At 61.7% G+C, this 26,750-nt stretch carries 20 protein-coding genes; 6 read left to right on the top strand and 14 right to left on the bottom strand.

Features of this window, described 5'->3' with window-relative positions; genetic code table 11:
* Nucleotides 1-83: 83 nt before the first annotated feature.
* The 3 genes from K5E37_RS01130 to K5E37_RS01120 all read left to right on the top strand — a co-directional run bounded on the left by K5E37_RS01130 (nt 84) and on the right by K5E37_RS01120 (nt 6,294).
* The gene (locus tag K5E37_RS01130; RefSeq protein ID WP_007954740.1) at nt 84-1,184 is read left to right on the top strand and encodes an efflux RND transporter periplasmic adaptor subunit; all 1,101 of its coding nucleotides are present in this window, start codon (nt 84-86) and stop codon (nt 1,182-1,184) included.
* Nucleotides 1,185-1,190: 6 nt separating this feature from the next.
* Nucleotides 1,191-4,259, top strand: a complete 3,069-nt coding sequence (locus K5E37_RS01125; RefSeq protein ID WP_221532924.1) for an efflux RND transporter permease subunit — start codon at nt 1,191-1,193, stop codon at nt 4,257-4,259.
* A gap of 640 nt (nt 4,260-4,899) precedes the next feature.
* Entirely contained in the window at nt 4,900-6,294 is a 1,395-nt protein-coding gene (locus K5E37_RS01120; protein ID WP_221532923.1) for a Fic family protein, read from the top strand.
* Here K5E37_RS01120 and K5E37_RS01115 read toward each other — a convergent pair.
* The 3 genes from K5E37_RS01115 to plsB are packed head-to-tail and all read right to left on the bottom strand — an operon-like array spanning nt 6,291 to nt 9,959.
* Complete coding sequence (locus K5E37_RS01115; protein ID WP_102717188.1) at nt 6,291-6,980, bottom strand: DUF4197 domain-containing protein; 690 nt, start codon at nt 6,978-6,980, stop codon at nt 6,291-6,293. The genes K5E37_RS01120 and K5E37_RS01115 overlap by 4 nt on opposite strands.
* Before the next feature lie 24 nt (nt 6,981-7,004).
* Complete coding sequence (locus K5E37_RS01110; RefSeq protein ID WP_085605193.1) at nt 7,005-7,403, bottom strand: YbaY family lipoprotein; 399 nt, start codon at nt 7,401-7,403, stop codon at nt 7,005-7,007.
* A gap of 51 nt (nt 7,404-7,454) precedes the next feature.
* Nucleotides 7,455-9,959, bottom strand: a complete 2,505-nt coding sequence (gene plsB, locus K5E37_RS01105) for a glycerol-3-phosphate 1-O-acyltransferase PlsB (RefSeq protein WP_221532922.1) — start codon at nt 9,957-9,959, stop codon at nt 7,455-7,457.
* Nucleotides 9,960-10,196: 237 nt separating this feature from the next.
* Between plsB and K5E37_RS01100 the strand changes: the two genes are divergently transcribed.
* Nucleotides 10,197-10,406, top strand: coding sequence for a cold shock domain-containing protein (locus K5E37_RS01100; protein WP_007954750.1), 210 nt, complete (start codon nt 10,197-10,199; stop codon nt 10,404-10,406).
* Nucleotides 10,407-10,538: 132 nt separating this feature from the next.
* Here the strand turns inward: K5E37_RS01100 and K5E37_RS01095 are convergent, their stop codons facing one another.
* From K5E37_RS01095 to K5E37_RS01080, 4 genes are all read right to left on the bottom strand, one after another.
* Nucleotides 10,539-10,916: a hypothetical protein gene (locus tag K5E37_RS01095; protein WP_221532921.1), complete on the bottom strand. Its 378-nt coding sequence runs from the start codon at nt 10,914-10,916 to the stop codon at nt 10,539-10,541.
* Between the two features lie 75 nt (nt 10,917-10,991).
* Entirely contained in the window at nt 10,992-11,801 is an 810-nt protein-coding gene (locus K5E37_RS01090; protein ID WP_221532920.1) for a putative RNA methyltransferase, read from the bottom strand.
* Entirely contained in the window at nt 11,801-12,952 is a 1,152-nt protein-coding gene (gene dapE, locus K5E37_RS01085; RefSeq protein WP_085605201.1) for a succinyl-diaminopimelate desuccinylase, read from the bottom strand. Before dapE ends, K5E37_RS01090 begins: the two co-directional genes overlap by 1 nt.
* Before the next feature lie 98 nt (nt 12,953-13,050).
* A complete protein-coding gene (locus tag K5E37_RS01080) occupies nt 13,051-15,642 on the bottom strand; it encodes a glycosyltransferase (RefSeq protein ID WP_074691288.1) in 2,592 nt (863 codons plus the stop codon).
* 274 nt (nt 15,643-15,916) lie between these two features.
* Between K5E37_RS01080 and tcdA the strand changes: the two genes are divergently transcribed.
* Nucleotides 15,917-16,735 carry a tRNA cyclic N6-threonylcarbamoyladenosine(37) synthase TcdA gene (tcdA, locus tag K5E37_RS01075; RefSeq protein WP_039769652.1) on the top strand — a complete coding sequence of 273 codons (819 nt, stop codon included), beginning with the start codon at nt 15,917-15,919 and terminating at the stop codon, nt 16,733-16,735.
* Nucleotides 16,736-16,876: 141 nt separating this feature from the next.
* Here the strand turns inward: tcdA and K5E37_RS01070 are convergent, their stop codons facing one another.
* The 4 genes from K5E37_RS01070 to K5E37_RS01055 form a co-directional block, all read right to left on the bottom strand.
* Entirely contained in the window at nt 16,877-17,284 is a 408-nt protein-coding gene (locus K5E37_RS01070) for a SufE family protein (protein ID WP_085688747.1), read from the bottom strand.
* Nucleotides 17,281-18,486 carry an aminotransferase class V-fold PLP-dependent enzyme gene (locus K5E37_RS01065; RefSeq protein ID WP_085605207.1) on the bottom strand — a complete coding sequence of 402 codons (1,206 nt, stop codon included), beginning with the start codon at nt 18,484-18,486 and terminating at the stop codon, nt 17,281-17,283. Before K5E37_RS01065 ends, K5E37_RS01070 begins: the two co-directional genes overlap by 4 nt.
* Before the next feature lie 148 nt (nt 18,487-18,634).
* Nucleotides 18,635-19,669, bottom strand: coding sequence for a 2,3,4,5-tetrahydropyridine-2,6-dicarboxylate N-succinyltransferase (dapD, locus tag K5E37_RS01060; protein ID WP_221532919.1), 1,035 nt, complete (start codon nt 19,667-19,669; stop codon nt 18,635-18,637).
* 31 nt (nt 19,670-19,700) lie between these two features.
* Nucleotides 19,701-20,063 carry an ArsC family reductase gene (locus tag K5E37_RS01055; protein ID WP_221532918.1) on the bottom strand — a complete coding sequence of 121 codons (363 nt, stop codon included), beginning with the start codon at nt 20,061-20,063 and terminating at the stop codon, nt 19,701-19,703.
* A 182-nt stretch (nt 20,064-20,245) separates the two neighbouring features.
* Here K5E37_RS01055 and K5E37_RS01050 point away from each other — a divergent pair, with 182 nt between their 5' ends.
* Nucleotides 20,246-21,877 carry a Na+/H+ antiporter gene (locus tag K5E37_RS01050; protein WP_007954765.1) on the top strand — a complete coding sequence of 544 codons (1,632 nt, stop codon included), beginning with the start codon at nt 20,246-20,248 and terminating at the stop codon, nt 21,875-21,877.
* An 8-nt stretch (nt 21,878-21,885) separates the two neighbouring features.
* On the opposite strand, the gene K5E37_RS01045 is transcribed toward K5E37_RS01050, so the two are convergent.
* From K5E37_RS01045 to K5E37_RS01035, 3 genes are all read right to left on the bottom strand, one after another.
* Nucleotides 21,886-22,614, bottom strand: coding sequence for a M12 family metallopeptidase (locus tag K5E37_RS01045; RefSeq protein ID WP_221532917.1), 729 nt, complete (start codon nt 22,612-22,614; stop codon nt 21,886-21,888).
* 167 nt (nt 22,615-22,781) lie between these two features.
* Complete coding sequence (gene dapC, locus K5E37_RS01040) at nt 22,782-23,981, bottom strand: succinyldiaminopimelate transaminase (RefSeq protein WP_221532916.1); 1,200 nt, start codon at nt 23,979-23,981, stop codon at nt 22,782-22,784.
* Between the two features lie 43 nt (nt 23,982-24,024).
* The gene (locus K5E37_RS01035) at nt 24,025-26,727 is read right to left on the bottom strand and encodes a [protein-PII] uridylyltransferase (RefSeq protein WP_221532915.1); all 2,703 of its coding nucleotides are present in this window, start codon (nt 26,725-26,727) and stop codon (nt 24,025-24,027) included.
* Nucleotides 26,728-26,750: the final 23 nt, after the last annotated feature.

Here is a 26,750-nt window from a genome sequence, read left to right as displayed (position 1 = left end):
AATACTGGACTGGTGAGTTTGCTATTAATAACATACCGGCCAGTATAATTATTCCAAGCCTCCTTAGCGAAAGGTCCTTCACCATGTTCCGCCATGCGTTGTCCTTTGCGGTGCCAGTCAGTCTGGCGTTTTTATTGTCGGCATGTGGCAAGGAAGAGGTGACGCAAGTCAGCGTGCGACCGGCCATGGTGGTGCAGCCAGAGCCTTCGGCGCAGGCGATGGAAAGTTATCCGGGCGAGGTTCGCGCCCGCTACGAACCCGATCTGGCGTTCCGCATCGGCGGCAAAGTCAGCCGACGACTGGTCGAGGAAGGCCAGCGCGTGAAAGCCGATCAACCACTCGCCGAACTCGATCCGCAGGATGTACGCCTGCAACTGGAAGCCACCCGGGCCCAGGTCGCGGCCGCCGAAGCCAACCTGAACCTGGTGCGCGCCGAACGTGATCGCTACAAGACCCTGATGGAGCGGCAGATGGTCAGCCGCTCGGCCTACGACAATGCCGAGAACCTCTACCGCTCCGGCGAAGCCCGCCTCAAACAGATCAAAGCCGAATTCAACGTCTCGACCAATCAGGCCAGTTACGCCGTGCTGCGTGCACCCCAGGATGGCGTGGTGGCCAAGCGTTCGGTGGAAGTCGGGCAAGTGGTCGCCGCCGGGCAAACCGTTTTCACCCTCGCCACTGATGGCGAGCGGGAAGTGCTGATCAGCCTGCCGGAGCAGAGTTTCGGCCGCTTCAAGGTCGGTCAGCCGGTCTCGGTGGAGCTGTGGACGCAACAGAACCAGCGCTTCGCCGGGCAGATCCGCGAGCTGTCGCCGGCCGCCGATCCGAAATCCCGCACCTTCGCCGCACGCATTTCATTCACCTCCGGCAAGGTCCCGGCAGAACTGGGCCAGAGCGCGCGGGTCTTCGTGCAGACCGCAGATGTCATCCCGCTGTCGGTGCCGCTCTCGGCGCTGACGGCCGAAAACGGCGCGACTTACGTCTGGGTCGTCAGCGCCAACAACACGTTGAAAAAGACCCCGGTGCGCACCGGCCCGTTCGGTGAGAAAACCGTGCCGGTGCTCGAAGGCCTGAACGCCAGCGACTGGGTGGTCGCCGCCGGCGTTCACGTGCTGCTGGAAGGGCAGCAGGTGCGTCCGGTGGATCGCTCCAACCGCGTGGTCAATCTGGCGGACAAGGAGTAATCCCCGATGGGTTTCAATCTTTCCGCCTGGGCGCTGCGCAATCGCCAGATCGTACTGTTCCTGATGCTTTTGCTGGCGATCGTCGGCGCCTTGTCCTACACCAAGCTCGGCCAGAGTGAAGACCCGCCGTTCACCTTCAAGGCGATGGTCATCCAGACCCGCTGGCCGGGCGCCACGGCGCAGGAAGTCTCGCGTCAGGTCACCGAGCGCATCGAAAAGAAACTGATGGAAACCGGCGAGTACGAGCGGATTGTTTCGTTCTCGCGCCCCGGTGAATCCCAGGTCACGTTCATCGCCCGCGACTCCATGCATTCGGTGGAGATTCCGGACCTCTGGTATCAGGTGCGCAAGAAGGTCAGCGACATTCGCCAGACCCTGCCGCCGGGGATTCAGGGGCCATTTTTCAACGATGAGTTCGGCACCACCTTCGGCAACATCTATGCGTTGACCGGCGACGGTTTCGACTACGCGGTGCTCAAGGATTACGCCGACCGCATCCAGATCCAGCTGCAACGGGTCAAGGATGTGGGCAAGGTCGACCTGCTCGGTTTGCAGGACGAGAAGATCTGGGTCGAATTGTCCAACGTCAAACTCGCCACCCTCGGCTTGCCGCTGGCAGCAGTGCAGCAGGCGCTGGAAGAACAGAACGCGGTGTCCACCGCCGGCTTCTTCGAAACCGGCAGCGAGCGATTGCAGCTACGGGTCTCGGGGAATTTTCAGACGGTCGACGAGATCAAGAACTTCCCGATCCGGGTCGGTGATCGTACGTTCCGCATCTCCGATGTCGCTGACGTGCGGCGCGGTTTCAACGATCCTCCGGCGCCGCGCATGCGCTTCATGGGCGAAGACGCCATCGGTCTTGCGGTGGCAATGAAGGACGGCGGCGACATTCTGGTGCTGGGCAAAGCTCTGGAAATCGAGTTCGCCCGGATTCAGAAAAACCTGCCGGCCGGCATGCAGTTGCGCAAGGTCTCCGACCAGCCCGCCGCCGTGAAAACCGGTGTCGGTGAGTTCGTCCAAGTGCTGGTCGAAGCGTTGGCCATCGTATTGCTGGTGAGCTTCTTCTCCCTCGGCGTGCGCACCGGCATGGTGGTGGCGCTGACGATTCCGCTGGTGCTGGCGATGACATTCGCCTGCATGTATTACCTCGGCATCGGCCTGCACAAGATTTCCCTCGGTGCGCTGGTGCTGGCGCTGGGCTTGCTGGTGGACGACGCGATCATCGCCGTGGAAATGATGGCGATCAAAATGGAGCAGGGTTTCGACCGGATCAAGGCCGCCAGTTACGCCTGGACCAGCACCGCGTTCCCGATGCTCACCGGTACGCTGATCACTGCGGCAGGCTTTCTGCCGATTGCCACGGCGCAGTCCGGCACCGGCGAATACACCCGCTCGATCTTCCAGGTGGTGACCATCGCCTTGCTCGCATCCTGGGTGGCGGCCGTGGTGTTCGTGCCGTATCTGGGGGAAAAGCTCCTGCCGGATCTGGCGAAAATTCATGCAGCCAAACACGGTACGGCTGACGGCCAGACCGATCCCTATGGCACGCCGTTCTACCAACGTGTGCGGCGTCTGGTGGAGTGGTGCGTACGTCGGCGCAAAACTGTGATCGTGCTCACCGTGCTGCTGTTCGTGGCGTCGGTAGCGTTGTTCCGGTTTGTGCCGCAGCAGTTCTTCCCGGCCTCCGGGCGACTGGAATTGATGGTCGATCTGAAGCTTGCCGAAGGCGCCTCGCTGGCCAATACCACGGGCGAAGTCAAACGCCTGGAAGCGATGCTCAAGGATCACGCCGGCATCGACAACTATGTCGCTTACGTCGGCACCGGTTCGCCACGTTTCTACCTGCCGTTGGATCAACAACTGCCGGCGGCGAGCTTCGCCCAGTTCGTCGTGTTGGCGAAAACCATCGAGGAGCGCGAAGCGCTGCGCACGTGGCTGATCGACACGTTGAACGAGCAGTTCCCGTCCCTGCGCTCGCGGGTCACGCGCCTGGAAAACGGCCCGCCGGTCGGTTACCCGGTGCAGTTCCGCGTCACCGGCGAGCACATCGAGGAAGTCCGTGCACTGGCCCGGAAAGTCGCAGCCAAAGTGCGCGAGAACCCGCATGTGGTGAACGTGCATCTGGACTGGGAAGAGCCGAGCAAGGTTGTGTACCTGAACATCGATCAGGATCGCGCCCGAGCGTTGGGTGTGAGCACGGCGAATCTGGCGAAATTCCTCCAGAGTTCGCTGACCGGTTCCAGCGTCAGCCAGTACCGCGAGGATAACGAACTGATCGAAATCCTCCTGCGCGGCACCGTGCACGAGCGCACCGAACTGTCGTTGCTGCCGAGTCTGGCGGTGCCGACCGACAACGGTCGCAGCGTCGCGCTGTCGCAGATTGCCACGCTGGAATATGGCTTCGAGGAAGGCATCATCTGGCACCGCAATCGCCTCCCGAACGTGACCGTGCGCGCGGACATTTACGGCAAGGAGCAACCGGCGACGCTGGTGAAGCAGATCATGCCGACGCTTGATCCGATTCGTGCTGAATTGCCGGACGGCTATCTGCTGGATGTCGGCGGTACGGTTGAGGATTCGGAGCGTGGGCAGAAGTCGGTGAACGCCGGGGTGCCGATGTTCATTGTCGTGGTGCTGACGTTGCTGATGGTGCAGTTGCGCAGTTTTTCGCGCACGGCGATGGTGTTTCTGACGGCGCCTTTGGGGTTGATCGGGGTGACGCTGTTTCTGCTGGTGTTCCGTCAGCCGTTCGGGTTTGTGGCGATGCTCGGGACGATCGCGCTGTCGGGGATGATCATGCGTAACTCGGTGATTCTGGTGGATCAGATCGAGCAGGATATCGCGGCGGGGCTCAGGCCCTGGCAGGCGATTATCGAGGCGACCGTGCGGCGGTTCCGGCCGATTGTGTTGACGGCTTTGGCGGCGGTGTTGGCGATGATTCCGCTTTCACGCAGTGTGTTTTTTGGGCCGATGGCGGTGGCGATTATGGGGGGGTTGATTGTGGCTACGGCGTTGACGCTTTTGTTTTTGCCGGCGTTGTATGCGGCTTGGTTCAGGGTTCGCAAGGAGTCTTGATTTGGTTTGCTGAGCTTGGCGGCCTTTGGGCCGACCAGGCTCTCGGGGTTTTGGGTGAATATCCGTTTCTGCGGGTGTTGCGGCTGGCGGTTTCGCCCTTACGGCGAGTCCCTTTTTCAAACGCCAAAAAGGAACTAAAAGGCTGGGCCCCGGCGTTCGGCCCCTCGCTGGGGCTCGGGGTTCCTTCGCTCCGGGATTCATCCGGGGGCATCGCCTCCGGTTTGCTTCGCTGCACCTCCTCTCGATGTGTTCGACTTCGTCGAACGGCGCTGCGCGCCTACCCCCGGATAAATCCCTCCACTCAGCCGGCCGAAGGGGCCGGCGTCAAGAGCGGTACTCGAGCTAACGCTCATTGTGTTGAGTGGTTAGAAGCGAAGCGCATCGGAGTGTCGGGTTTGCGCTTTTCTGTGGGAGCGAGCTTGCTCGCGAAGGCGGCCTGTCTGCCGACCATGCTCTATCGGTTGGACTCAATCTTGTCGGAGCTGGCCTGCTCGCGATGTCAGCCTGACAGCTGAGCAAAACAATGGTGTAGGACCCTGCGTCGCCTCCTACATGTTTTTCAGACGGCTCCGATATTGAGTCGCTGTGTTGGCGGTGCTGTACTCGAGGCTGTTTTTCAGCCTTGTTTGAGTAAGCTTTGATGAAGAAACCGCCGGTATTGAAGGGTCGGGCCGATCCGGTCTTTGAGTTGTTGATGCGCGCGCCTCACAAGCAGCGTCTGGCGGATTATCTTGCGTTGCTCAAGCCGCTGGATGACCAGGGGCGGTATCTGCCTTTTGAGGATTTGCGGTATCGCTGGGCCAGCGGGCTGGATGCGCGTTTGTGTTGGGCGTTGGTCAAGAAGGCGCGGGTCGCTCAGTACATTCATCTTCTGCCGCTGGGGGAGCCGGCGCAGTGGGGGAAGTTTGTGCCGACGCCCACCGCGCAGAAGGCCCTTTCAGTGGTTGATCGGCAAGCCACGACGGCGTCGCTGGAGTACATGACCAGCCAGATAGGCGAGCGGGCGCATTTCAGTTATTTGCTTAACGATCTGATCGAGGATGAGGCGATCAGCAGCAGTCAGTTGGAGGGCGCCGCGACCACCACTCGAGTTGCCAAAGACATGCTCAAGCAGCGGCGTCAGCCGCGTACGCCGGATGAGCGGATGGTCATGGGAAATTACCGGATGATGAATTTCGCCTGGGAAAAACGTTACGAGCCATTGAGCGTGGAGTTGATAGCGTCAATTCATCGAGTTGGTGTCGAGGGCATTGATGACGAGCAGTACGACCCGGGGCTTTTCAGGACCAACGATGAAGTGGTGGTGCAGGACGGCGAAGGGAATACCGTGCACTCGCCACCGCCTGTGGCCGGACTGGTGAGGCGACTGGATTTGCTCTCGCAGTGGATCAATCAACCACAGGGTTCACCTCGGCAAAAAAACTACCTGCATCCGCTGATCAAGGCGATCACGCTGCACTTTGCCCTGGGTTACGAACATCCGTTTCGCGATGGCAACGGGCGAGTCGCCAGGGCGCTGTTTTACTGGTTCATGTTCAAGCATGAGTTTTCGGCGTTTCGCTATATCGCGATCAGTCTTTTACTGCGCAACGCGCCGGTGAAGTACGGGCGGTCGTATTTGCACAGCGAAGCCGATGAGCTCGATTTGACATACTTCATCGAGTTTCAGTGTTCGGTGATTCTGCGGGCGGTCGAGGGGTTTGCCGATGTGTATCGCAAGAGTGTGGCGTACAGCGAAGACTTCGAGCACTGGCTGACCTGTTCGGGTTTTTTTGATCGGCTGACAGAGCGGCAACGAGCGATTTATCAGGTGGCCAGAAGCGGGGTGGCGAAGGAGTTCACGGCGGGGAACGTCAAGGAGCACCTTGGTTGTGCCTACAACACAGCGGTGTCGGCGTTGAGCGGGTTGGTTGAGCTGCAGGTTTTCGAGAAGAAGAAAATGGGGCGCGAGTGGGTGTACTTTTTACGTGTATCTGCTGGTGGCGGATTGAGTAACGGGAGTGAGACAGCTCACTCCCGTATCGTGTCGGCTTAGAGCGTACCAAACACTTTTTTCGCCAGACTCGTCGCCGCAGCGGCCGGGTTCTTGCGGATGGTTTCTTCCTGTTTGCCGATCATTTCGAACAGGCCGTTGAGCGCTTGTTCGGTCACGTAGCTTTCGATGTTGGCGCTCTTCGCATCCACCACGCCGAAGGTCGCGGCCTGGCCGGCGAAGGTGTTGTATTTCTGGGCTACACCGACCTTGTCGGTTGCTTGTTTGACGATGGGCAGGAATTTGGTGCGGATCTGTTCGCGGCTGGATTTGTCCAGGTATTGGGTGGCGGAGTCGTTGCCGCCGCTGAGGATGCCTTTGGCGTCTTCCACGCTCATTTTCTTCACGGCGTCGACGAGGATCGGCTGGGCCTGGGTGACGGCGGTTTCCGCGGCCTTGTTCATGGCGGTTTCCAGTTCGTCGACCTGGGCGCCCATGCCGAAGGCTTTCATCTTGCCGGCGACTTTGCCGAGTTTGCCCGGCAGTTCGATCTTCACGTCCGGGTTGTTGCTGAAGCCGCCCGGGGTGCCGAGTTGTTTGACGGCCAGTTGCGCGCCCTGGGTCAGGGCGTCCTTGAGGCCGCCGGTGGCGTCGCCTTGCGACAGGTCGCTGAGGGACAGGGCCAGTGCGTTGGCGGAGATCATCAGGCCCGCGCACAGGCCGGCGAAGCGAAGGGTAGGGCGGAGCATGGCGTCTTCCTTGTTCGGAGAGGGTTAGCGGGCAGCGTCGACACGGATCTTCAGCGGCTGCGGATCCTTGCCATCAAGCTGCACGGCATGGTTTTCGGTGGTGATGAACATCAGCTCGCCGTTGACTTCGATGCGTGCGCTGACCGAGTAGCGGTGGCCGGGTTTGACCTGGGCCGGATCGTAGCTCAAGTGGAACGGCAGCGGCACCTGGCCTTTGACCGGGCCTTTCTGTTCGTCGAGTACCACGGCCGGAGCGTCGGCCAGCGAGACGTCCTGCAGGCTCACGCTCAAGGTTGCACTGGGTGGCAGGGCGATGCGTTGCAGGTAGAACACTTCGCCGTCGAGGCTGACCTTGCCGGCCGGTGAGGTCGACTGGCAGGCGCTGAGCAGGGTGGCGGCGGCAAGCAGGGAAAGTTTTTTCATCGGAGATCTCCGTATCGACGGCGCCAGAAGAAGCCTGGCGCCTGTAGGAATTTAGTCGCTTTGCACAGGGGCGGCGACCTGATCGGCCGCATCTTCGCTGCGATGCAGGGCCACCTGACGGATCGACAGGCGAATCTCCGCCGGCAACACCCGTTTGGCCGCACCCTCGGCCAGTTCGCCGAGCAGTTCGTGGTAGCTCAACTTGCCGGCTTCGTCGCGACGCAGTACGTCGAGGTCGAGCATGGTCTGGATGAAGTGGCGGAACAGGCTCTTGTCGAAGAATTCCGGGGCGTTGAGGCCATGCAGGATCGACAGGCGCTGGGCCATGACCGTGCACAGGTCTTCCAGCTCTTCGGCGCTGATGGTGTTCTGACCTGCGTTGAGCAGCAACGATACGGTCATGTAGAAGCGTTGCAGGGTCTGGGCGATGCTCTTCGACAGCAGGGTCAGCAGCACGAAATGCCGCGAGCTCGGTGCCGGGCGCAGGTAAACGTCTTTCTCGAAACGCAGCAGGCCTTGTTCGACGAACGCGTCCAGCCACTGATCGATCACTGCATCCAGTTCGTCCATGGTCCAACGGATGAACAGCTCCGATTGCAGGTACGGATACAGTGCGCGGGTGTAGCGCAGGATCTGTTCGCGGCTCATGCGCGATGCACTCTGGAAGAAACTCGCCAGCAGCGCCGGCAACGCGAAGATGTGCAGCACGTTGTTGCGGTAATAGGTCATCAGGACGGCGTTCTGCTCGTCCAGATACAGAATCTTGCCCAGCGCATCGTTCTGCTCGGACAGCAGATCCATGTCCTTCACGTGCTCGATCAGCGCCCGGCCATCGCCTTCCGGCAAGGTGGTATGCGGCGAGTACGGAACCTTGCGCAGCAATGCCAGATACAGATCCAGCACCCGCGCCATGGCGCGATCATCCAGCGCCAGTCGGGTGGTCGACAGCAGCGCCAGCGCCACCAGGTTGACCGGGTTGATCGCTGCGGCTTCGTTCAGGTGCTGCGCGACTTTCTCGCCGAGGCGGTTGGTGGTTTCGTTGAGCCAGGCCGGTTTGTACTGCGGGCCGAGTTCCTGCTGGCGCCAGTCCGGCTGTTCGCTGTCGAGGAATTCCGCGAGTTTGATCGGCTCGCCGAAGTTCACCGCCACTTGGCCGAAACGCTGCTTGAGTGCGCCGATGACTTTGAAGATGTCGAAGATCGATTCTTTCTTCTTGCTCGCGCCACGCAATTCACCGAGGTAGGTCCGGCCTTCGAGCACGCGCTCGTAACCGATGTACACCGGCACGAACACGATCGGCATCCGCGACGAACGCAGGAAGCTGCGCATGGTGATCGCCAGCATCCCGGTTTTCGGTTGCAGCATGCGCCCGGTACGCGAGCGCCCCCCTTCGACGAAGTACTCGACCGGGAAACCTTTGGTGAACAGGGTGTGTAGGTATTCGTTGAACACTGAGGTGTACAGCGGATTGCCCTTGAACGTGCGGCGCATGAAGAACGCACCGCCACGACGCAGCAGGCTGCCGATCACCGGCATGTTCAGGTTGATACCGGCGGCGATGTGCGGCGGGGTCAGGCCGTTGCGAAACAGCAGGTACGAAAGCAGCAGGTAGTCGATGTGGCTGCGGTGGCACGGCACGTAGATCACTTCGTGACCCTGGGCAACCTTCTGCACGCCTTCGATGTGGTTGACCTTGATCCCGTCGTAGATCTTGTTCCAGAACCAGCTCAGCACCACTTCCAGAAAACGGATCGCGGTGTAGGTGTAGTCCGAGGCGATCTCGTTGCCGTAGCGCAGGGCCTGGGCCTTGGCTTTTTCCGGGGAGATATTTTCGCGCTCGGCTTCGTCGAGGATCGCTTGCTTGACCAGCGGTTGGTTGAGCAGGCCTTTGACCAGGTTGCGGCGGTGGGAAATGTCCGGGCCGATCACCGCAGCTTTCAGATTGCGGAAGTGCACCCGCAGGATCCGCTGGGCCATGCGCACGGTGCGTTCGTGGCCCTTGTTGTGTTCGATCAGCTCGCGCAGGTGGATCGGTGCGGAGAATTGCACGCGGGTCTTGCGCCCCAGAATCATGATGCTCAGCAAACGACGCAGGCGCCCGGTGACCGCCCAGCTGTCGGCGAACAGCAGTTTCCACGGGCTGTTTTCGCTGTCCGGCGACTGGCCCCAGAACACGCTGACCGGAATGATCTGCGCGTCTTCGGCAGCGTTCTGGCTGAGGGCGCTGACCAGTCGGGTCAGGGTTGGTGGTGCGCCGCGCTTGTCCTGGCGACCGAGCCAGTCCGGGTCCGGCGTCAGGTAGAAGAACGCCGCCGGTTCGATCAGCGAACCCACGGATACCGGCAGCACCGGGCGCGGCAGGCCGGCCTTGGTGCACTCGGTGTCGACCACCGCCAGATCAGTCAGCGATGGGTTTTGCAGGACGTAGAACACCGGACGACTGCGGTCGAGGTTGAGGGTGAACGACGACTGGTTGATCGTCTCGGAGCGAACCCAGAGATACAACAGTCGGCGCAAGGTGCCAAACACAAGACGGCGGAACGGGGAACGGGTCATACGGCTTCTGCGTGAGTGGATAAACCGAGCGTTTGCTCGGGCGGTCGATAGTGTGCCGGATTCATGGAAAATCGGCAAAAAAGCGGCGAAGTAATCTCCTGTTGAGAGTTTTGCCGCCTGTCATATACTCGGCGATCTGTCGCCGGGGCCCTTTTATGGACGTCGGACGCAGGCTGACGTTCCTCAAAGGCTTTCCTGCGAAAAGCCTGTTCAATAATAAAAAAGGAGTATGAACAGATGGCAACACGTGAAACCGGCAACGTGAAGTGGTTCAACGACGCCAAGGGCTACGGCTTCATTCAGCGCGAAGACGGGGTGGACGTGTTCGTGCACTACCGCGCGATCCGCGGCGAAGGCCACCGTTCGCTGACCGAGGGTCAGCAGGTTGAATACGCGGTGGTGGAAGGGCAGAAGGGCTTGCAGGCTGAAGACGTTGTAGGTCTGTAATGATCGTTCCCACGCTCTGCGTGGGAATGCCTCAATGGACGCTCTGCGTCCGCTTTGGGACGCGGAGCGTCCCGGGCTGCATTCCCACGCGGAGCGTGGGAACGATCAACATTGGCATTGTGTTGCTGGTTTTTACGCAGTTTTCCAGGTGATCTCTTCTTCACCGTCTTCGCTGATGCGAATCCAGCGATCCGCCGTCTCTTCACCTTCTTCCTCGACCCACGTGCCTGGCGCGCAGCGCACTTCGACTTTCAGCGCGGCAAAGGCTGCGCGGGCGCAGGCGATGTCGTCGTCCCATGGGGTCGCATCGCTTTCCAGGTACAGGCTGTTCCACTTGCCCACGGCTTTCGGCAGCCAGGTCACCGGGATGTTGCCGGCCTTGCACTTGTAGGTCTGACCTTTCTGTACCCAGTCGCTGCAAGGGCCGAGGGCGGCGCCCAGCCAGGCGGAAATGGCCTTGTGGTCGACGTCGGCGTCTTTCAGGTAAATCTCGATGTCCGGTTGGCGCATGGATGTCCTCACTGCGGGTCTGAAAAATCCATTCGCGGATTTAGCCGGCCCCGGGTCGTTGCCCGAGACCAAAAGTTATTGAAGAACGAAATAATCGTAGCGCATCGAGACGGTGGTCACGAACGGCTCGGGCTGTTCGATGACCGCCGCGCGGCGCTCGGCACTGGCGCGCCAGCCGTGGGGCGTCATCGCCAGCAGGTTGGCGCGATCCTCGGGCTTGTCCAGCGTCAATTTGAATTCCAGGGTTTCACTGTGCGCCAGCGCCATGCCTTCCGGCACCAGGGCCAAATGCTTGTCGTCGGTGTATTCGCGCACTTCGTCGTACAGGCGCTCGCGCAGTTCCATCAGATGGCCGCTGGTCGGGCCGACTTTCATCAGACCGCCGCCAACACTGAGCAGGCGCTTGGCCTCTTCCCAGTCCAGCGGACTGAAAACGCTGGCCAGAAACTGGCAGCTGCCGGAAGCCAGTGGCACCCGGGCCATGCTGGCGATCAACCAGGTCAGCGCCGGATTGCGTTTGCAGGCGCGTTTGACCGCTTCCTTCGAGATATCCAGCGCGTAACCGTCAGCATCGGGCAAAGCTTCGGCGATCTGCGCGGTGTAGTAACCCTCGCCGCAACCGATATCGACCCAGCGCGCCGACGCATAACCCGCCGCCAGCTCCGCCAGACGCTTGGCCACCGGCGCGTAATGCCCGGCGTTCAGAAAGTCGCGGCGGGCCTCGACCATGGCCTGGTTGTCGCCGGGATCGCGGCTGTTTTTGTGCTGCACCGGCAGCAGGTTCAGGTAACCCTGGCGCGCGCGGTCAAAGCGGTGGCCGGCAGGGCAGACCACGCCGTTGTCCACCGCGTTCAGCGGTTCACTGCAGATCGGGCACGCGAGCATCAGGCGAGCAACTTGATCAGGGTCTGGTAGTAGATCTCGGTCAGCACGTCGAGATCGGCCGCCAGCACGCGCTCGTTGACCTGGTGGATGGTCGCGTTGACCGGGCCCAGTTCAACCACTTGCGTACCCATAGTCGCGATGAAACGGCCATCGGAGGTGCCGCCGCTGGTGGACGCCTTGGTCTCGCGGCCGGTGATCTGCTTGATGCTCGACGACACCGCGTCGAGCAGCGCGCCCGGCTCGGTGAGAAACGGCAGACCGGACAGCGCCCAGTCGATGTGCCAGTCCAGACCGTGCTTGTCGAGGATGTCGGCGACGCGTTTCTGCAGACCTTCAACGGTCGATTCGGTGGAGAAGCGGAAGTTGAACAACGCCACCAGATCACCCGGAATCACGTTGGTCGCGCCGGTGCCGGAGTTGACGTTGGAAATCTGGAAACTGGTCGGCGGGAAGAAGTCGTTGCCGTGATCCCAATGCTCGGCGGCCAGTTCGGCCAGAGCCGGGGCAGCGAGGTGGATCGGGTTCTTCGCCAGGTGCGGATAGGCCACGTGGCCCTGCACGCCGCGCACGGTCAGTTTGGCGCCGAGGGAGCCGCGACGACCGTTTTTCACCACGTCGCCCACCAGCGTGGTGCTCGACGGTTCGCCGACGATGCACCAGTCCAGACGCTCGTTACGGGCTGCCAGACGCTCGACCACTGCCTTGGTGCCGTGATGCGCCGGGCCTTCTTCGTCGCTGGTGATCAGGAACGCAACCTTGCCTTTGTGATCCGGGTAGTCGGCGACAAAGCGCTCGGCCGCAACGGTCATCGAGGCCAGGCTGCCTTTCATGTCCGCAGCGCCACGGCCGCAGAGCATGCCGTGTTCGTCGATCACCGCGTTGAACGGGTCGATCTGCCAGGCAGTCACCGGGCCGGTCGGCACCACGTCGGTGTGGCCGGCGAAGCACAGCACCGGGCCGTCGTCTTTGCCGTGAGTCGCCCAGAAGTTATCCACATCTTCGATGCGCATCGGTTCCAGCTGGAAACCGGCATCGCCCAGGCGCTGCATCATCTGCTTCTGGCAATCGGCGTCGACCGGCGTCACGGACGGACGGCGGATCAGGTCGATGGCGAGTTGGAGGGTCGGCGAAAGGTCGGCGTGGGCCGTCATGGAGAACTCCGAAAGCTGGGGGGCAAGGCGCGCAAAATGGCGGTTATCTTAAAGCAAAACGGCGACCATTGGCCGCCGTTTAGTGCATCCGGAAGGATTTAGACCACCGGTGCCGGTTCAGGCGCCGCCGATGGTTTTGGCAGCGACGACAGGAACGCCATGATCAGCGCCGCCACGTACGGCAGCGACTGCACCAGCAGCATGGCCACCCAGAAGCGCATGTCGTTGCTCGGAATGCCTTGCACCAGGAAGATCCCCAGCGCGGCGCCCCACAACAGCAGCATGATGAACAGCTCTTCCCGGGCCTCGGAAATCGCCACCCAGAAGCCATGGTTGTCGGCGTTTTTCGGGGTGCGGAAGAACGGAATGCTGCTGGTGAAGAAGCCGTACAGCACCGCTTTGGCGATGGTATGCGACAACGCCAGGCCGGCCAGTGCCGCGCAGAACGCATCCTTGAGGTTCACGCCCACGGCGCGACGGTAGAGGAAGATGATCTTGCCGACCTTGAACACGAACAGCGCCAGCGGCGGGATCGCAAAGATCAGCAGCGGCGGATCGACTCGTTGCGGCACGATGATCATCGCCGCCGACCACAACAGCGCGCCGACGGTGAAGAAGATGTTCATGCCATCCGCGACCCACGGCAGCCAGCCCGCGAGGAAGTGGTAACGCTGGCCGCGAGTCAGCTCGGTGTCCTTGCCGCGCAGCAGGCTGCGGGTGTGGCGCTTGATGATCTGAATCGCACCGTAGGCCCAGCGGAAACGCTGCTTCTTGAAGTCGATGAAGGTGTCCGGCATCAGACCCTTGCCGTAACTGTCGTGGTAATACGCCGCCGACAGGCCTTTCTCGAATACCCGCAGACCGAGTTCGGCGTCTTCACAGATGCACCAGTCGGCCCAGCCCAGTTCTTCCAGAACCGAGCGACGGGTCATGGTCATCGTGCCGTGCTGGATGATCGCGTCGCGGTCGTTGCGGGTGACCATGCCGATATGGAAGAAGCCTTTGTATTCGGCGTAGCAGAGCTTCTTGAAGGTGCTCTCGTTCTGGTCGCGGTAATCCTGCGGCGACTGCACCACGGCGATTTTCGGGTCGGCGAAGTGCGGCACCATGTGCTTGAGCCAGTTCGGGTGCACGCAGTAGTCCGAGTCGATCACCGCGATCACTTCGGCATCCTTGGCGGTATGCGGGATCAGGTAGTTCAGCGCGCCGCCCTTGAAACCGGCCAGGGGCGAGACGTGGAAGAACTTGAAACGCGGGCCGAGGGTTTCGCAGTAGTCGCGCACCGGTTCCCAGACCGCCGGGTCCTTGGTGTTGTTGTCGATGATCAGGACTTCGAAGTCCGGATAGTCGAGGTTGGCCAGGGCGTTGAGGGTCTGTTTGACCATCTCCGGCGGCTCGTTGTAGCAGGGCACGTGAATCGAGACTTTCGGGCGGTAGTCCGAATCTCCGACCACCGGCAGGAATTCACGGCGACGCTTGTGAATCCATACCGCTTCGGCCAGTTCGTGGGCCTCGGTCAGCAACACGATGAACACCCCGAGCGCACCGAGCGCCAGCAGGAAGCCCACCGTCAGGCTGAACCACGTGCTGTATTGCTGGCTGTAGTCGTAACCGATCCACACCAGCACCGAACCGCAGAGGAATGCGATAAAGGTCAGGAAGGTACGGCCGCGCTGACGCAGGGCCGAGCCGTCGATCATCAGCAGGGTCAGCGACAACAGCGCCAGCACCACCGAGCCGATGGCCAGCACGCGCCATTGCGGGATCGCCACCACCGGGCCTTCGAAGTTGAATTTCTGCTGGCGCGCGGCGTTGAACACGCCCCAGTAAGCGCCGACCGAACCTTCGTCACTGGCCTTCCATGGCTGGTCAAACGCTTCGATCACGAAGTAGTTGAAGCCCTGGCGATTGAGTTTGTTGACCAGCGTGCGCAGGTAGATCGCCTGATCCGCCGGCGACGCATCGGCGCCACCGCGCATGCGGCCGTTGCTCGGCCAGCCCACTTCGGACAGCAGCAGCGGCTTTTTCGGGAACATCTTTTTCAGGTCGCGGGCACGGTCGAAAACGAACTGCCCGGCCTTGTCCACCGGAATGAATTCCCAGTACGGCAGCACGTGTGCGGCGATCAGGTCGACGTGCTTGGCCAGCTCCGGGTGCTCTTCCCAGACGTGCCACTGTTCGGAGGTGGTCACCGGCACTTTTACGGCCGCGCGCACGCGGTCGAGCAGCACGCTGAGTTGTTCGGCGGTGATTTCCTTGCGGAAGATCGCTTCGTTGCCGACCACCACGCGAACCACGCTGCGCGAGGTGTTGGCCAGTTCGATGGCGCGGGTGATTTCCCGCTCGTTACGCTCCTGGTCGGGGCTGATCCAGATCCCCAAGGTCACGCGAAGGCCGAATTCTTCCGCCAGTTTCGGGATGTCCTGCAGGGAGCCGTCGACCGAGTAGATGCGGATGTTGTCCGTCAGCTTGCTCATGATCTCCAGGTCGCGGCGCATTTCATCGTCGGACGGATACTGATCCTTCTGTGGGAACTGTCCCTGCTGGAACGGTGAATAGGAGAAACCGGAGATCTGCTCCGGCCAGTTCGGCGCGGAGACGGGGCGGTTGATCAGCGCCCAGAAACCGGTGAACAGGGCGGCGATTGCCAGAACCACCACCAGGTTGAGTCCAAATTTACGCGATGACATAGCTGTGTCGGGTTCCAAAGGCTGTGGAACGAAGGGTCGGCTGGTTGACGCCAAGAGGGCGCGCATCCTACACCGGCAGTTCGCCGAGTCCTACAAGAGACAGGGAAATGCCGGACGTTGGGCAATCCAACCTGACTTAAGTTCTTTCGTTTCAGCGTGTAAGACAAATCTTTGTTACGTGCAGCTTTAATTAAAGCAGGCGCGTTCGCCGTTCATAGCGCAAAGATGCTCTTGGCCGCCGACGGCCCTATAATGCGCGCCGGTTTTTAGGGTAATGGTCATGAGTACAGAAGATCCGCGGTTTGCAGGCATCGCCCGTTTGTATGGCATCGAGGGCCTCGAGCGCCTGCGTGCAGCCCATGTGGCGATTGTCGGCGTCGGCGGCGTCGGTTCCTGGGCGGCGGAAGCCATGGCCCGTTGCGGGGTGGGCGAGATTTCGCTGTTCGACCTCGACGACGTCTGCGTCAGCAACGCCAACCGGCAGCTGCATGCGCTGGACAGCACCGTCGGCAAACCCAAGGTCGAGGTGATGGCCGAGCGTTTGCGCGGGATCAACCCGGACTGCAAGGTGCACGCCGTGGCGGACTTCGTCACCCGCGACACCATGGCCGAATACATCACGCCGAACATCGACTGTGTGATCGACTGCATCGACGCAGTCAACGCCAAGGCCGCGCTGATCGCCTGGTGCAAGCGGCGCAAGATCCAGATCATCACCACCGGCGGTGCCGGCGGGCAGATTGATCCGACGCTGATTCAGGTTTGCGACCTCAACCGTACGTTCAACGATCCTCTGGCTTCGAAAGTGCGCTCGACGCTGCGTCGCGACTACGGTTTCTCGCGCACCGTGACCCGCCATTACAGCGTGCCGTGCGTGTTCTCCACGGAACAGCTGCGCTATCCGAAACCGGACGGCAGCATTTGCCTGCAGAAGAGTTTTGTCGGCGACGGCGTGAAGCTGGACTGCGCCGGCGGGTTTGGCGCGGTGATGATGGTGACGGCGACGTTCGGCATGGTCGCGGCGACCAAGGCGGTGGACAAGATTGTAGCGGGCGTTCGGCGCCCGGCGGATCGGGTCAAGCCTCAGGCCTGAAGCCCAGGGCTGCGTGATCGATCGTTCCCACGCTCCGCGTGGGAATGCAGCCCGGGACGCTCTGCGTCCCAAATCAAGAGCCGAACGCGGAGCGTCCGTTGAGGCATTCCCACGCAGAGCGTGGGAACGATCATTAAACGATCAGTCAGGGGCGAGTTCACGCATCCGCTGCAGTACGGCATTCAAGCCATTGCTGCGCGAAGGCGACAACTGCCGCGACAGTCCCAGCTGATTGAACCAGTCCGGCAGATCAACCAACTGCAATTCGCCGGCGGTCAAACCGTTGACCCGCAACAACAGCAACGCCACCAACCCGCGAATCATCCGCGCATCGCTGCTGGCCGCGAACTGCCAGTGACCGTCGCGCAATTCACCGACCAGCCATACCTGACTCTCACAGCCGTGCACCCGATTGGCCTCGCACTTGTCTGCATCGCTCAACGGTGGCAGGCGATCACCAAACTGCATCAACAGTCGCGCCCGCTGTTCCCAACCGGCGGCGTTCTGAAACGTTTGCAGCGCCTCGGCGGCTTCGACCGGCAGGCTCATCGCAACAACTCCAGCGCCTGATCCAGCGCTTCAAAGAAGCGCTCCAGATCCTCGGAATCGTTGTACAGCGCCAGCGACACACGGATCGCCCCGGCCAGTTCGAAACGCTTGAGCAGTGGCATCGCGCAGTGATGCCCGGCACGTACGGCGATGCCCTGTTCGGTCAGCAAGTGCGCCAGATCGGCGTTGTGCACGCCTTCGACGACAAAACTGGCCAGCGCCAGTTGCGGCTTGCCCAGCAGACGGATGCCGTTGCGGGCCGCGAGGCCGCGCAACAAATAATCGTGCAGCGCAGCTTCGTGGGCGGACACCGCGTCCTGATCCAGACCCGCGAGGTAGTCGAGAGTCGCACCGAGGCCGATCACGCTGGCAATCGGCGGCGTTCCCGCTTCGAAGCCCAGTGGCGCCGGGCGAAAACGCGCGTCGTGATAATTGGCTTCCAGCACCATCTCGCCGCCGAACTGCCACGGGCGAAGTTGCTCCAGCGCTGCGTTGCGCCCGAACAGCACGCCGAGGCCATCGGGGCCGTACAACTTGTGGCTGGAAAACACGTAAAAATCGCAACCGAGCGCCTGCACGTCATGCCGGCCATGAACCACGCCTTGAGCGCCATCGACCACGGTCAGCGCGTTGTGCGCCTTGGCCATCGCCAGCAACGCCGGCAACGGTTGCCATGCCCCAAGCACGTTGGACAACTGACTGACTGCCAGCAAACGGGTGCGCGGGCCGATCAGGTGAACGGCGGCGGCGAGGTCGATCACGCCGTCATCGTCCAGCGGCAGGATCACCAGCTTCAGGTCGCGACGTTGTGCCAGTTGCTGCCACGGCAGCAGGTTGGCGTGATGCTCCAGGGCGCTGATGACAATTTCATCGCCCGGATGGAAAAGATGTTCCAGGCCATAAGCCAGGAGATTCAGCGCACTGGTGGCGCCGTGGGTGAAGATGATCTGCCCGCTGTCACCGGCATTCAGCCACTGGGCAACCTTCAGGCGGCTGTCCTCGAACGCCTGCGTGGCGTGGGCGCCGGGCAGATGCTGCGCACGATGCACGTTGGCCGCGCCATTGGCGTAGTAATGCGCCAGCGCGTCGAGCAGGGCCTGGGGTTTTTGCGTGGTGGCGGCGTTGTCCAGGTAAGTCTGGTCTTGCCGTTGCAGGGCGGCGATGGCCGGGAAATCGGCGCGCCAGGGGGAGGGAATCATCATCTGTTCAGCCCTGTGAACTTGGGCGGGTGTAAACCGAACCTTGTGGGAGCGGGCTTGCTCGCGAAAGCGTCGTGTCAGTCGAAATCAAGGGTGACTGACACACCGTCTTCGCGAGCAAGCCCGCTCCCACAGGAGGTCACAGCGGCGCTTAGTTGTGAGCGTGCAGCGCTTCGTTCAGTTCGATCGCCGATTTGTGGGTTTTGCATTCCACAGCGCCGGTTTCCGAATTGCGACGGAACAGCAGGTCAGTCTGACCTGCCAGATCACGGGCCTTGACCACTTTGACCAGGTTGTTGTGCTCGTCCAGCAGCGCCACCTTGGTGCCGGCGGTCACGTACAGGCCCGACTCGACGGTGTTACGGTCGCCCAACGGGATACCGATACCGGCGTTGGCGCCGATCAGGCAGCCTTCGCCGACCTTGATCACGATGTTGCCGCCGCCCGACAGGGTGCCCATGGTCGAGCAACCGCCGCCCAGGTCCGAACCCTTGCCGACGAAGACGCCAGCGGAAACGCGGCCTTCGATCATGCCCGGGCCTTCGGTGCCGGCGTTGAAGTTGATGAAACCTTCGTGCATCACGGTGGTGCCTTCGCCCACGTAAGCGCCCAGGCGCAGACGTGCAGCGTCAGCGATACGCACGCCGGCCGGTACCACGTAGTCGGTCATTTTCGGGAACTTGTCCACCGAGAACACTTCCAGCAGCTCGCCGCGCAGACGGGCTTCGAGTTGCAGCTCGGCCAGTTCGCTCAGGTCGATCGCGCCCTGGCTGGTCCAGGCCACGTTTGGCAGCAGCGGGAAGATCCCGGCCAGGCTCACGCCGTGCGGCTTGACCAGACGATGGGACAGCAGATGCAGCTTTAGATAAGCCTCAGGAGTCGAGGTCAGCTGAGTGTCTTCGGCCAGCAGGGTGGCGACCAGTGGCTTGTGGCTTTCAGCCAGACGGGTCAGCAACTTGCCTTGTACCGCGTCGATGCCTTTCACGGCTTCAGCCAGTTGCGCAGCTTGTGCGGTGGTGAAGGTGATGGCCTGGTTGCCTTCGGTGTAGCCGAGGATCGGTGCAACAGCGGCAACCAATTCGGCCGAAGGATTCAACAGCGGCTGGGCGTAGAACACTTCCAGCCATGCGCCTTGACGGTTCTGGGTGCCGACGCCGAAGGCAATACTGAACAGGGAGTTGGACATGTGAATACCTCTACAAAAAGTGACGGGCTGCTTACTTGAGGGCGGCCGCGTAGATATCTGGCTTGAAGCCAATCAGGGTTCGGTCACCGAGATCGAGCACCGGGCGCTTGATCATCGAGGGTTGAGCGAGCATCAGTTCGATGGCTTTCGATTGGTCGAGATCGGCTTTGCGTTCGTCGTCGAGTTTGCGAAAGGTCGTGCCTGCGCGGTTCAACACCGTTTGCCAGCCATGCTCGTCGCACCATTGGGTCAGGTGCTCGCGGTCAATGCCGGCGGTCTTGTAATCGTGGAAGTCATAGCTGACAGCGTGTTCATCGAGCCAGGTGCGCGCCTTTTTCATGGTGTCGCAGGCTTTGATGCCGAAAAGGTGCAACGTTTTGCTTGAAATGGTCAAGGAATTGCCCCCTTTACAGGTGCTGGAAAAAAATGGTGTCGGATTATGCCATGACCAGACGGTTTCGCGGCGCCGAGGTTGCTATTGCTGTGGGCGCCTGCGACATAGGTGCAACGGTCAGCCACAGCCTAAGCGGCTAATATGGCAGTTCAACGCTGTCGATTGTCCGGGATTTCCGCTTTATGCAAACTGCTTATACCGTCCTGATCCTGCTGATGCTGGTCAGTGTCTCGCGCCTGGTGGGACGGGTGATTCCGCTGCCATTGCCGCTGGTACAGATCGCCGCTGGCGCCTTGCTGGCCTGGCCGACCCTCGGCCTGCACGTGGCCCTCGATCCCGAACTGTTCCTGTTTCTGTTCCTGCCGCCGCTGCTGTTTTCCGATGGCTGGCGCATGCCCAAGCGCGAATTGTGGCGCCTGCGCGGGCCGGTGCTGACGCTCGCGGTCGGGTTGGTGCTGTTTACCGTGGTCGGTGCCGGTTACTTCATTCATTGGCTGCTGCCGACAATTCCATTGCCGGTGGCCTTTGCGCTGGCGGCGGTGCTGTCGCCGACCGACGCCGTGGCGGTTTCGGCCATCGCGCAAAACCGTTTGCCGACGCCGCTGATGCATATGTTGCAGGGCGAGGCGTTGATGAACGATGCGTCAGGCCTGGTGACGTTCAAGTTCGCGCTGGTCGCGGCGATCACCGGTGCATTTTCACTGGCCAATGCCAGCCTGACATTCGTGCTGGTGGCGGTCGGCGGGCTGGCGGTGGGTGTGGCGCTGAGCTGGCTGGTCGGCCGGTTACGCGCCTGGATGATTGCCCGGGGCTGGGACGATCCGGCGACCCACGTGGTGTTCATGTTGTTGCTGCCGTTTGCCGCTTACGTGCTGGCCGAACGGCTCGGCGCGTCGGGCATTCTTTCGGCAGTGGCAGCGGGGATGATGCAGAGCTGGCTCGACCTGCTGCCGCGCCAGACCAGCACCCGTTTGCTCAACCGCAGTGTGTGGTCGTTGCTGGAGTTCGCCTTCAATGGCTTGATCTTCCTGCTGCTGGGCCTGCAACTGCCGGACATCATTAAAGCGGTGGTCAGCCACGAGACCTCGTTATGGCCGACTCTGTTCTATCGCTGCCTCGACGTGGTGGCGATTTTTCTGGCGCTGGTGCTGTTGCGTTTCATCTGGGTGCAGAGCATCTGGCGTCTTTCGGTGCTGCTGCGCCGTCTGCGTGGCAAAGGTGATCTGACACAAGTGCCGACCGCCCGTTCCTGCTGGCTGCTGACCGTCGGTGGCGTACGCGGTGCGGTGACCCTGGCAGGCGTGATGTCGGTGCCGATGCTGATGGGCAGCGAGGCGTTCCCCGAGCGCGATCTGCTGATCTTCATCGCTGCCGGGGTGATCCTGTTGTCGCTGGTGGCGGCCTGTATTGCGCTGCCTTTGTTGTTGCGCGGCATCGAAAAGAGCCCGGACGACAAACGCCGGCAGGAAGTGCGCGACGCCTGGCGCAAGACCGCGGAAGCAGCGATTCATGCGCTGGAAACCGAAGAGGTCAACCCGCAGGACGCCGCGCAAGCCGCACTGGCAGCGGAGCTCAAGGCGCGGATCATGTCTGAATATCGTCATCAGCTTGAGGTCTTCAACGATTCGGCCGAAGCCCAGGCGCTGGCGTTCCAGATGGATCTGCTGGAGCGCCGTCTGCGGCTCAAGGCACTGCGCGCGCAACGCCTCGAGTTGTACAGCCTCAGCCGTCAGCACCAGATCGGTGATGACGTGCTGAGGGAAGTTTTGGGCGAGCTCGACTTGAGTGAGGCCAACCTGGGGCAGGTCAAATAGGCAAAGCGTTAACCGGGGTAGAGCAATCTCATCAGGCGTTTGTCTTTCTTGCTGATCGTGCGGTTGATCGGCACTTCCCAGTTGCCCACCGTCAAAGTGTTGGCCACGGGGTGGTGCATGATCGACCTGCGATCGTAGGCGGTGTAGATCGCGTCCAGCGTGTCGAAGGAGGCGAACAGGTTTCTGTCGACCTGCTCCTCGGTCAGCGGGTTCATCTCGCGATTTTTGTAGAACTCATACACCTTGGGTTTATCCCACGGAATCTTTGCCTGTGGGTGCTGATGTTCATGCAGCGCGCCCAGTGCATGCCCGAACTCGTGCATCACGATCACTTCGAAGTCCTGGTGATCCGGCTTTACGCCCAGGTTCATGGTCGGATAGTCCGGATGAATCAGCAGCGCATCGGTGCCGAGCATCGAACTGTTGTCGTTGTTTTTAGTGGCGATGCGGATGTCGCCCAGCAGGTCATCGACGAATTCAAACGTGAGGTTGATGTACGGCAACCACTGGCTGGCGGCGTCGATGATCTTCTTTTTGTGATCGGTATCGGGCGCATCCAGAAAGGCGATCTTCAGTGTGCGGCCATTGGCCCACAGTTTTGAGTAGTTGACGACGGAGCGCTTGCGGCGAGTGCCGGTCGCGGTGCCGGCATTGGCCGGATTTTCGTTGATGGCGGCTATATACGCCGCCTGATCGTCGGGCCATTGATTGAGTTGGCAATCGAGCAGTTCTGTCATTTTTCACTTCTTCCATGAAGTCAAAGGTCGGTTTTTAGTGATGCGCAGCGAACGGCGCCGCTCAAGACTAACGTCTGGCGCGCAGGGGAGCTGGGTAGAAAAGGAGGGGAACTGTTACGTGATATTTGATCGCCCGTGCCGGATTGCCCGGCACGGGCGTTCAGGCATTACTTGTGGCGCAAAACGAAATCGCGGATACGCTCGGCAGCCTCGACGCATTCCGCCAGCGGCGCAACCAGCGCCATGCGCACGCGCCCGGCGCCCGGATTGACGCCATCGACGTCACGGGACAGGTACGAACCCGGCACCACGGTCACGTGTTCTTCGGCAAACAGACCCCGGCAGAACGCGGCATCGTCGCCTTGCACATTCGGCCACAGGTAGAAGCTGCCATCCGGACGCTGCACGTCCATCACCGGGCTGAGGATCGCCAGCACGGCATCGAACTTCTCGCGATACAGCGCACGGTTGGCGCGTACGTGCACTTCGTCATTCCACGCGGCGACGCTGGCCAGTTGGGTCTGAACCGGCATCGCGCAGCCGTGGTAGGTGCGGTACAGCAGGAAGCCCTTGAGGATGTCGGCGTCGCCGGCAACGAAACCGGAGCGCAGGCCCGGCAGGTTCGAGCGCTTGGACAGGCTGTGGAACACCACGCAGCGCTTGAAGTCCTTGCGACCCAGTTCGGCGCAGGCGCTGAGCAGGCCCGGCGGCGGAGTCTGTTCGTCGAAGTACAGCTCGCTGTAGCACTCGTCGGCGGCGATCACGAAGTCGTATTCGTCGGCCAGGGCGATCAGCTTTTTCAGCACGTCGACCGGAATCAGCGCGCCGGTCGGGTTGCCCGGCGAGCACAGGAACAGGATCTGGCAGCGTTTCCAGATGTCCGGCGAAACGGCGTCGAAATCCGGGTTGAAGCCGTTCTCGTCCAGGCATGGCAGGTAGTGCGGCTTGGCGCCGGCGAGGAACGCTGCGCCTTCGTAGATCTGATAGAACGGGTTCGGGCTGACGACCAGCGCGTCATCGCCACGGTTGACCACGGTCTGGGTGAAGGCGAACAGCGCTTCACGGGTGCCGTTGACCGGCAGCACGTTGCGCGCCGGGTCGATCCAGCCGCCCGGCACGCTGAAGCGACGCTCGCACCAGGCGGCGATGGCTTCGCGCAGGGCCGGAATGCCGAGGGTGGTCGGGTACACCGCCATCTGATCCAGATTGTTCGCCAAAGCCTCGGCGACAAAACTCGGCGAGCGATGCTTCGGTTCGCCGATGGACAGCGCGATCGGGCGCTTGTCCGGGTTTGGCGTGACGCTGCCGAGCAGGGCGCGGAGCTTTTCGAACGGGTAGGGCTGAAGCTGGGACAGAGCGTTGTTCATCGGTGCGGGATCTCGTGCAAAGCGGTTGAATCCGGGCGCGCAATCAAATGCTGATGCGCGACAGTTTGATATCGGGTTCCTGATTGACGCTCAGCTGTTCGACGATGGCATCCTGCAAACGGCTGCACAGCAGCGGGTCGGACAGCGGTTGATTGTGGGCGTCGGTGATGAAGAACACGTCTTCCACCCGCTCGCCCAGGGTGGCGATCTTGGCGTTCTGCAGCGACAGATCGAACTCGAGGAAAATCCCGCCGACCCGTGCCAGCAGGCCCGGGCGATCCGGTGCCGTGAGCTCCAGCACCGTTACCGGGCGCTGGGCGTCGTTGTGGATCGTCACCTGCGGGGCGAACGCGAAATGCTTGAGCTGGCGCGGCACCCGACGCTGGATGATCGTCGGGTAGTCGGCCGGGTTGCGCAGCGCTTCGGTCAGGCCGTCGCGAATCTGCTTGACCCGGACCGGGTTGTCGCCAATCGAGTCGCCATCGGTGTCGAGCACGATGTAGGTGTCGAGGGTGAACTGGCTGCTGGACGTGATGACCCGGGCGTCGTGAATGTTCAGGTTGAGCTGGTCCATCGCGGCCACGGTCACGGCGAAGAAGTCGTGCTGGTCCGGCGCGTAGATGAAGATCTGCGTGCCGCCCTCGAATTCGCGCTGGGTGGTTTCCTTGATCAGCACCAGCGGACCGCCGTCGGCCGGTTGCTGGAGGATCGCGTCGGTGTGCCAGGCCACGTCGCCGGCGGTGTGGCGCAGGAAGTAGTCGTCGCCCAGTTGCGCCCACAATTGCTCGACGTCATCCGGATCGGTGCCGCCGCGTACCAGGATGTCCAGCGCCGCACTCTGGGTCTGGCGGATCTGCTCTTCGCGATCCACCGGATTCTCCAGGCCACGGCGCAGGGCGCGCTTGGTCTCGGTGTAGAGCTGGCGCAACAGGCTGGCGCGCCACGAGTTCCACAAGGTCGGGTTGGTCGCGTTGATGTCGGCCACGGTCAGCACGTACAGGTAGTCGAGACGGGTTTCGTCACCGACCGCCAGCGCAAAGTCATGAATCACCTGCGGGTCGGACAGGTCCTTGCGTTGGGCAGTGGTCGACATCGCCAGGTGGTTCTGCACCAGCCACACGATCAGGCGGCTGTCCCACACCGGCAGTTGGTGACGCTGGCAGAACGCCTCGGCATCGACCGCGCCGATCTCCGAGTGATCGCCATGCCGGCCCTTGCCGATGTCGTGATACAGGCCCGCCATATAGATGAGTTCAGGCTTGGGCAGTTTGGCCATGAGCTTGGCGGCCAGCGGGAATTTCTCCGACACCTGGGTGTACTGCAACTTGCGCAGGTGTTTGATCAGATTCAGCGTGTGCGCATCGACCGTATAGATGTGGAACAGGTCGTGCTGCATCTGCCCGACGATAAAGCCGAACTCCGGCAGGTAGCGCCCGAGAATGCCGTAGCGGTTCATCCGCCGCAGGTTGCGGTGGATGCCGATCTTGCACTTGAACAGTTCGATGAACAGGCTGGTATTGCGGATGTCGTTGCGGAAGTTGTCGTCGATCAGGTGACGGTTTTCCCGCAGCAGACGAATGGTGTCGGCACGCACACCTTTGATTTCCGGCTGCTGGGCCATCAGCACGAAGATCTCGAGCATGGCGAACGGCGTGCGGCGGAATACGTTGTCGTTGCGTGCCTCGATGTAACCGTCGTGCAGTTGGAAACGCGAGTTGATCGGCTGCGGCGGCGCTTCGTCTTCCGGCGCGAGGATGACTTCCTCGAAGTGCTGGATGATCAGGTCGCTGAGCTGGGCGATGCTCATCACCACCCGGAAATACTGCTGCATGAAGTTTTCGACAGCCTGTTTGGCGTCGTCGCCTTCAAAACCCAGCAGCCCGGCAATGGTGCGCTGGTGATCGAACAGCAAGCGGTCTTCGGAGCGACCGGCCAGCATGTGCAGGGCGTAACGCACCTTCCAGAGGAATTCCTGGGAGGAGGCCAGCAGGGCGTTTTCGCTCTCGACCAGGAATCCTTCGCCGGCCAGGGCGCGCAGGTTCAGGGTGCCGTACTGACGACGGGCCACCCACAGAATCGTCTGAATATCCCGTAGTCCGCCCGGCGAGCCTTTGACGTTGGGTTCCAGGTTGTATTCGGTGTCGTTGTACTTGTGGTGGCGGGCCTTCTGCTCGGCGCGCTTGGCCAGGAAGAAATCCTTGCTCGGCCACATGTGTGCGGTGCTGGTGACGTCGAGCATGCGCTGGCGCAGGCGCTCGGGGCCGCAGATGGTGCGGCTTTCCATCAGGTTGGTGACCACCGTCAGGTCGGCGCGGGCCTCTTCGGCGCATTCGTCGACGGAGCGAACGCTCTGACCGACTTCCAGGCCGATGTCCCACAGCAGCGTCAGAAAACGCTCGATGGAATCGCGGAAAATTTCGTGGTCGGCGCTGTCCAGCAGGATCAGAAGGTCGATGTCGGAATAGGGGTGCAATTCGCCGCGACCGTAGCCGCCGACCGCGACCAGCGCGATGTCGGCGTCTTCGCTCCAGTCGAACTGGTCCCAGGCTTTTTGCAGGATGTTGTCGACGAACCATGCCCGGTCTTCGATCAGTCGCCGGATGTCGCGACCGGCCCGAAAACGTGCATCGAGCACCTCGCGGGCCTGGCGGATCGCCTTCTTGAACGCCGCGATGGGACTCGCTTTCAGGGCCAGTTCAGCCTGGAACTGACCGCGGTCGAAGAGTTCGGGATCCACCTGCGGCATCGATTGGCTTTCCTTCTATAGGC

The sequence above is a fragment of the Pseudomonas sp. RIT778 genome (assembly GCF_019718735.1).
In the GTDB taxonomy this organism is placed as follows: Bacteria; Pseudomonadota; Gammaproteobacteria; order Pseudomonadales; family Pseudomonadaceae; genus Aquipseudomonas; species Aquipseudomonas aphyarum.
The sequence above is the reverse complement of the archived record's forward strand: the minus strand, read 5'-3'. Positions and strand labels throughout refer to the sequence as shown.

What these genes read in the sequence shown, in the direction of transcription:
- K5E37_RS01115 (WP_102717188.1), bottom strand. Translation starts at nt 6,980, where the DNA reads ATGCTCCGCCCTACCCTTCGCTTCGCCGGCCTGTGCGCGGGCCTGATG.
- K5E37_RS01090 (WP_221532920.1), bottom strand. Translation starts at nt 11,801, where the DNA reads ATGCTCGCGTGCCCGATCTGCAGTGAACCGCTGAACGCGGTGGACAAC.
- K5E37_RS01100 (WP_007954750.1), top strand. Translation starts at nt 10,197, where the DNA reads ATGGCAACACGTGAAACCGGCAACGTGAAGTGGTTCAACGACGCCAAG.
- dapC (WP_221532916.1), bottom strand. Translation starts at nt 23,981, where the DNA reads ATGAACAACGCTCTGTCCCAGCTTCAGCCCTACCCGTTCGAAAAGCTC.
- K5E37_RS01080 (WP_074691288.1), bottom strand. Translation starts at nt 15,642, where the DNA reads ATGTCATCGCGTAAATTTGGACTCAACCTGGTGGTGGTTCTGGCAATC.
- K5E37_RS01120 (WP_221532923.1), top strand. Translation starts at nt 4,900, where the DNA reads ATGAAGAAACCGCCGGTATTGAAGGGTCGGGCCGATCCGGTCTTTGAG.
- K5E37_RS01130 (WP_007954740.1), top strand. Translation starts at nt 84, where the DNA reads ATGTTCCGCCATGCGTTGTCCTTTGCGGTGCCAGTCAGTCTGGCGTTT.
- K5E37_RS01095 (WP_221532921.1), bottom strand. Translation starts at nt 10,916, where the DNA reads ATGCGCCAACCGGACATCGAGATTTACCTGAAAGACGCCGACGTCGAC.
- plsB (WP_221532922.1), bottom strand. Translation starts at nt 9,959, where the DNA reads ATGACCCGTTCCCCGTTCCGCCGTCTTGTGTTTGGCACCTTGCGCCGA.
- dapD (WP_221532919.1), bottom strand. Translation starts at nt 19,669, where the DNA reads ATGTCCAACTCCCTGTTCAGTATTGCCTTCGGCGTCGGCACCCAGAAC.
- K5E37_RS01125 (WP_221532924.1), top strand. Translation starts at nt 1,191, where the DNA reads ATGGGTTTCAATCTTTCCGCCTGGGCGCTGCGCAATCGCCAGATCGTA.
- dapE (WP_085605201.1), bottom strand. Translation starts at nt 12,952, where the DNA reads ATGACGGCCCACGCCGACCTTTCGCCGACCCTCCAACTCGCCATCGAC.
- tcdA (WP_039769652.1), top strand. Translation starts at nt 15,917, where the DNA reads ATGGTCATGAGTACAGAAGATCCGCGGTTTGCAGGCATCGCCCGTTTG.
- K5E37_RS01070 (WP_085688747.1), bottom strand. Translation starts at nt 17,284, where the DNA reads ATGAGCCTGCCGGTCGAAGCCGCCGAGGCGCTGCAAACGTTTCAGAAC.
- K5E37_RS01065 (WP_085605207.1), bottom strand. Translation starts at nt 18,486, where the DNA reads ATGATGATTCCCTCCCCCTGGCGCGCCGATTTCCCGGCCATCGCCGCC.
- K5E37_RS01035 (WP_221532915.1), bottom strand. Translation starts at nt 26,727, where the DNA reads ATGCCGCAGGTGGATCCCGAACTCTTCGACCGCGGTCAGTTCCAGGCT.
- K5E37_RS01045 (WP_221532917.1), bottom strand. Translation starts at nt 22,614, where the DNA reads ATGACAGAACTGCTCGATTGCCAACTCAATCAATGGCCCGACGATCAG.
- K5E37_RS01110 (WP_085605193.1), bottom strand. Translation starts at nt 7,403, where the DNA reads ATGAAAAAACTTTCCCTGCTTGCCGCCGCCACCCTGCTCAGCGCCTGC.
- K5E37_RS01050 (WP_007954765.1), top strand. Translation starts at nt 20,246, where the DNA reads ATGCAAACTGCTTATACCGTCCTGATCCTGCTGATGCTGGTCAGTGTC.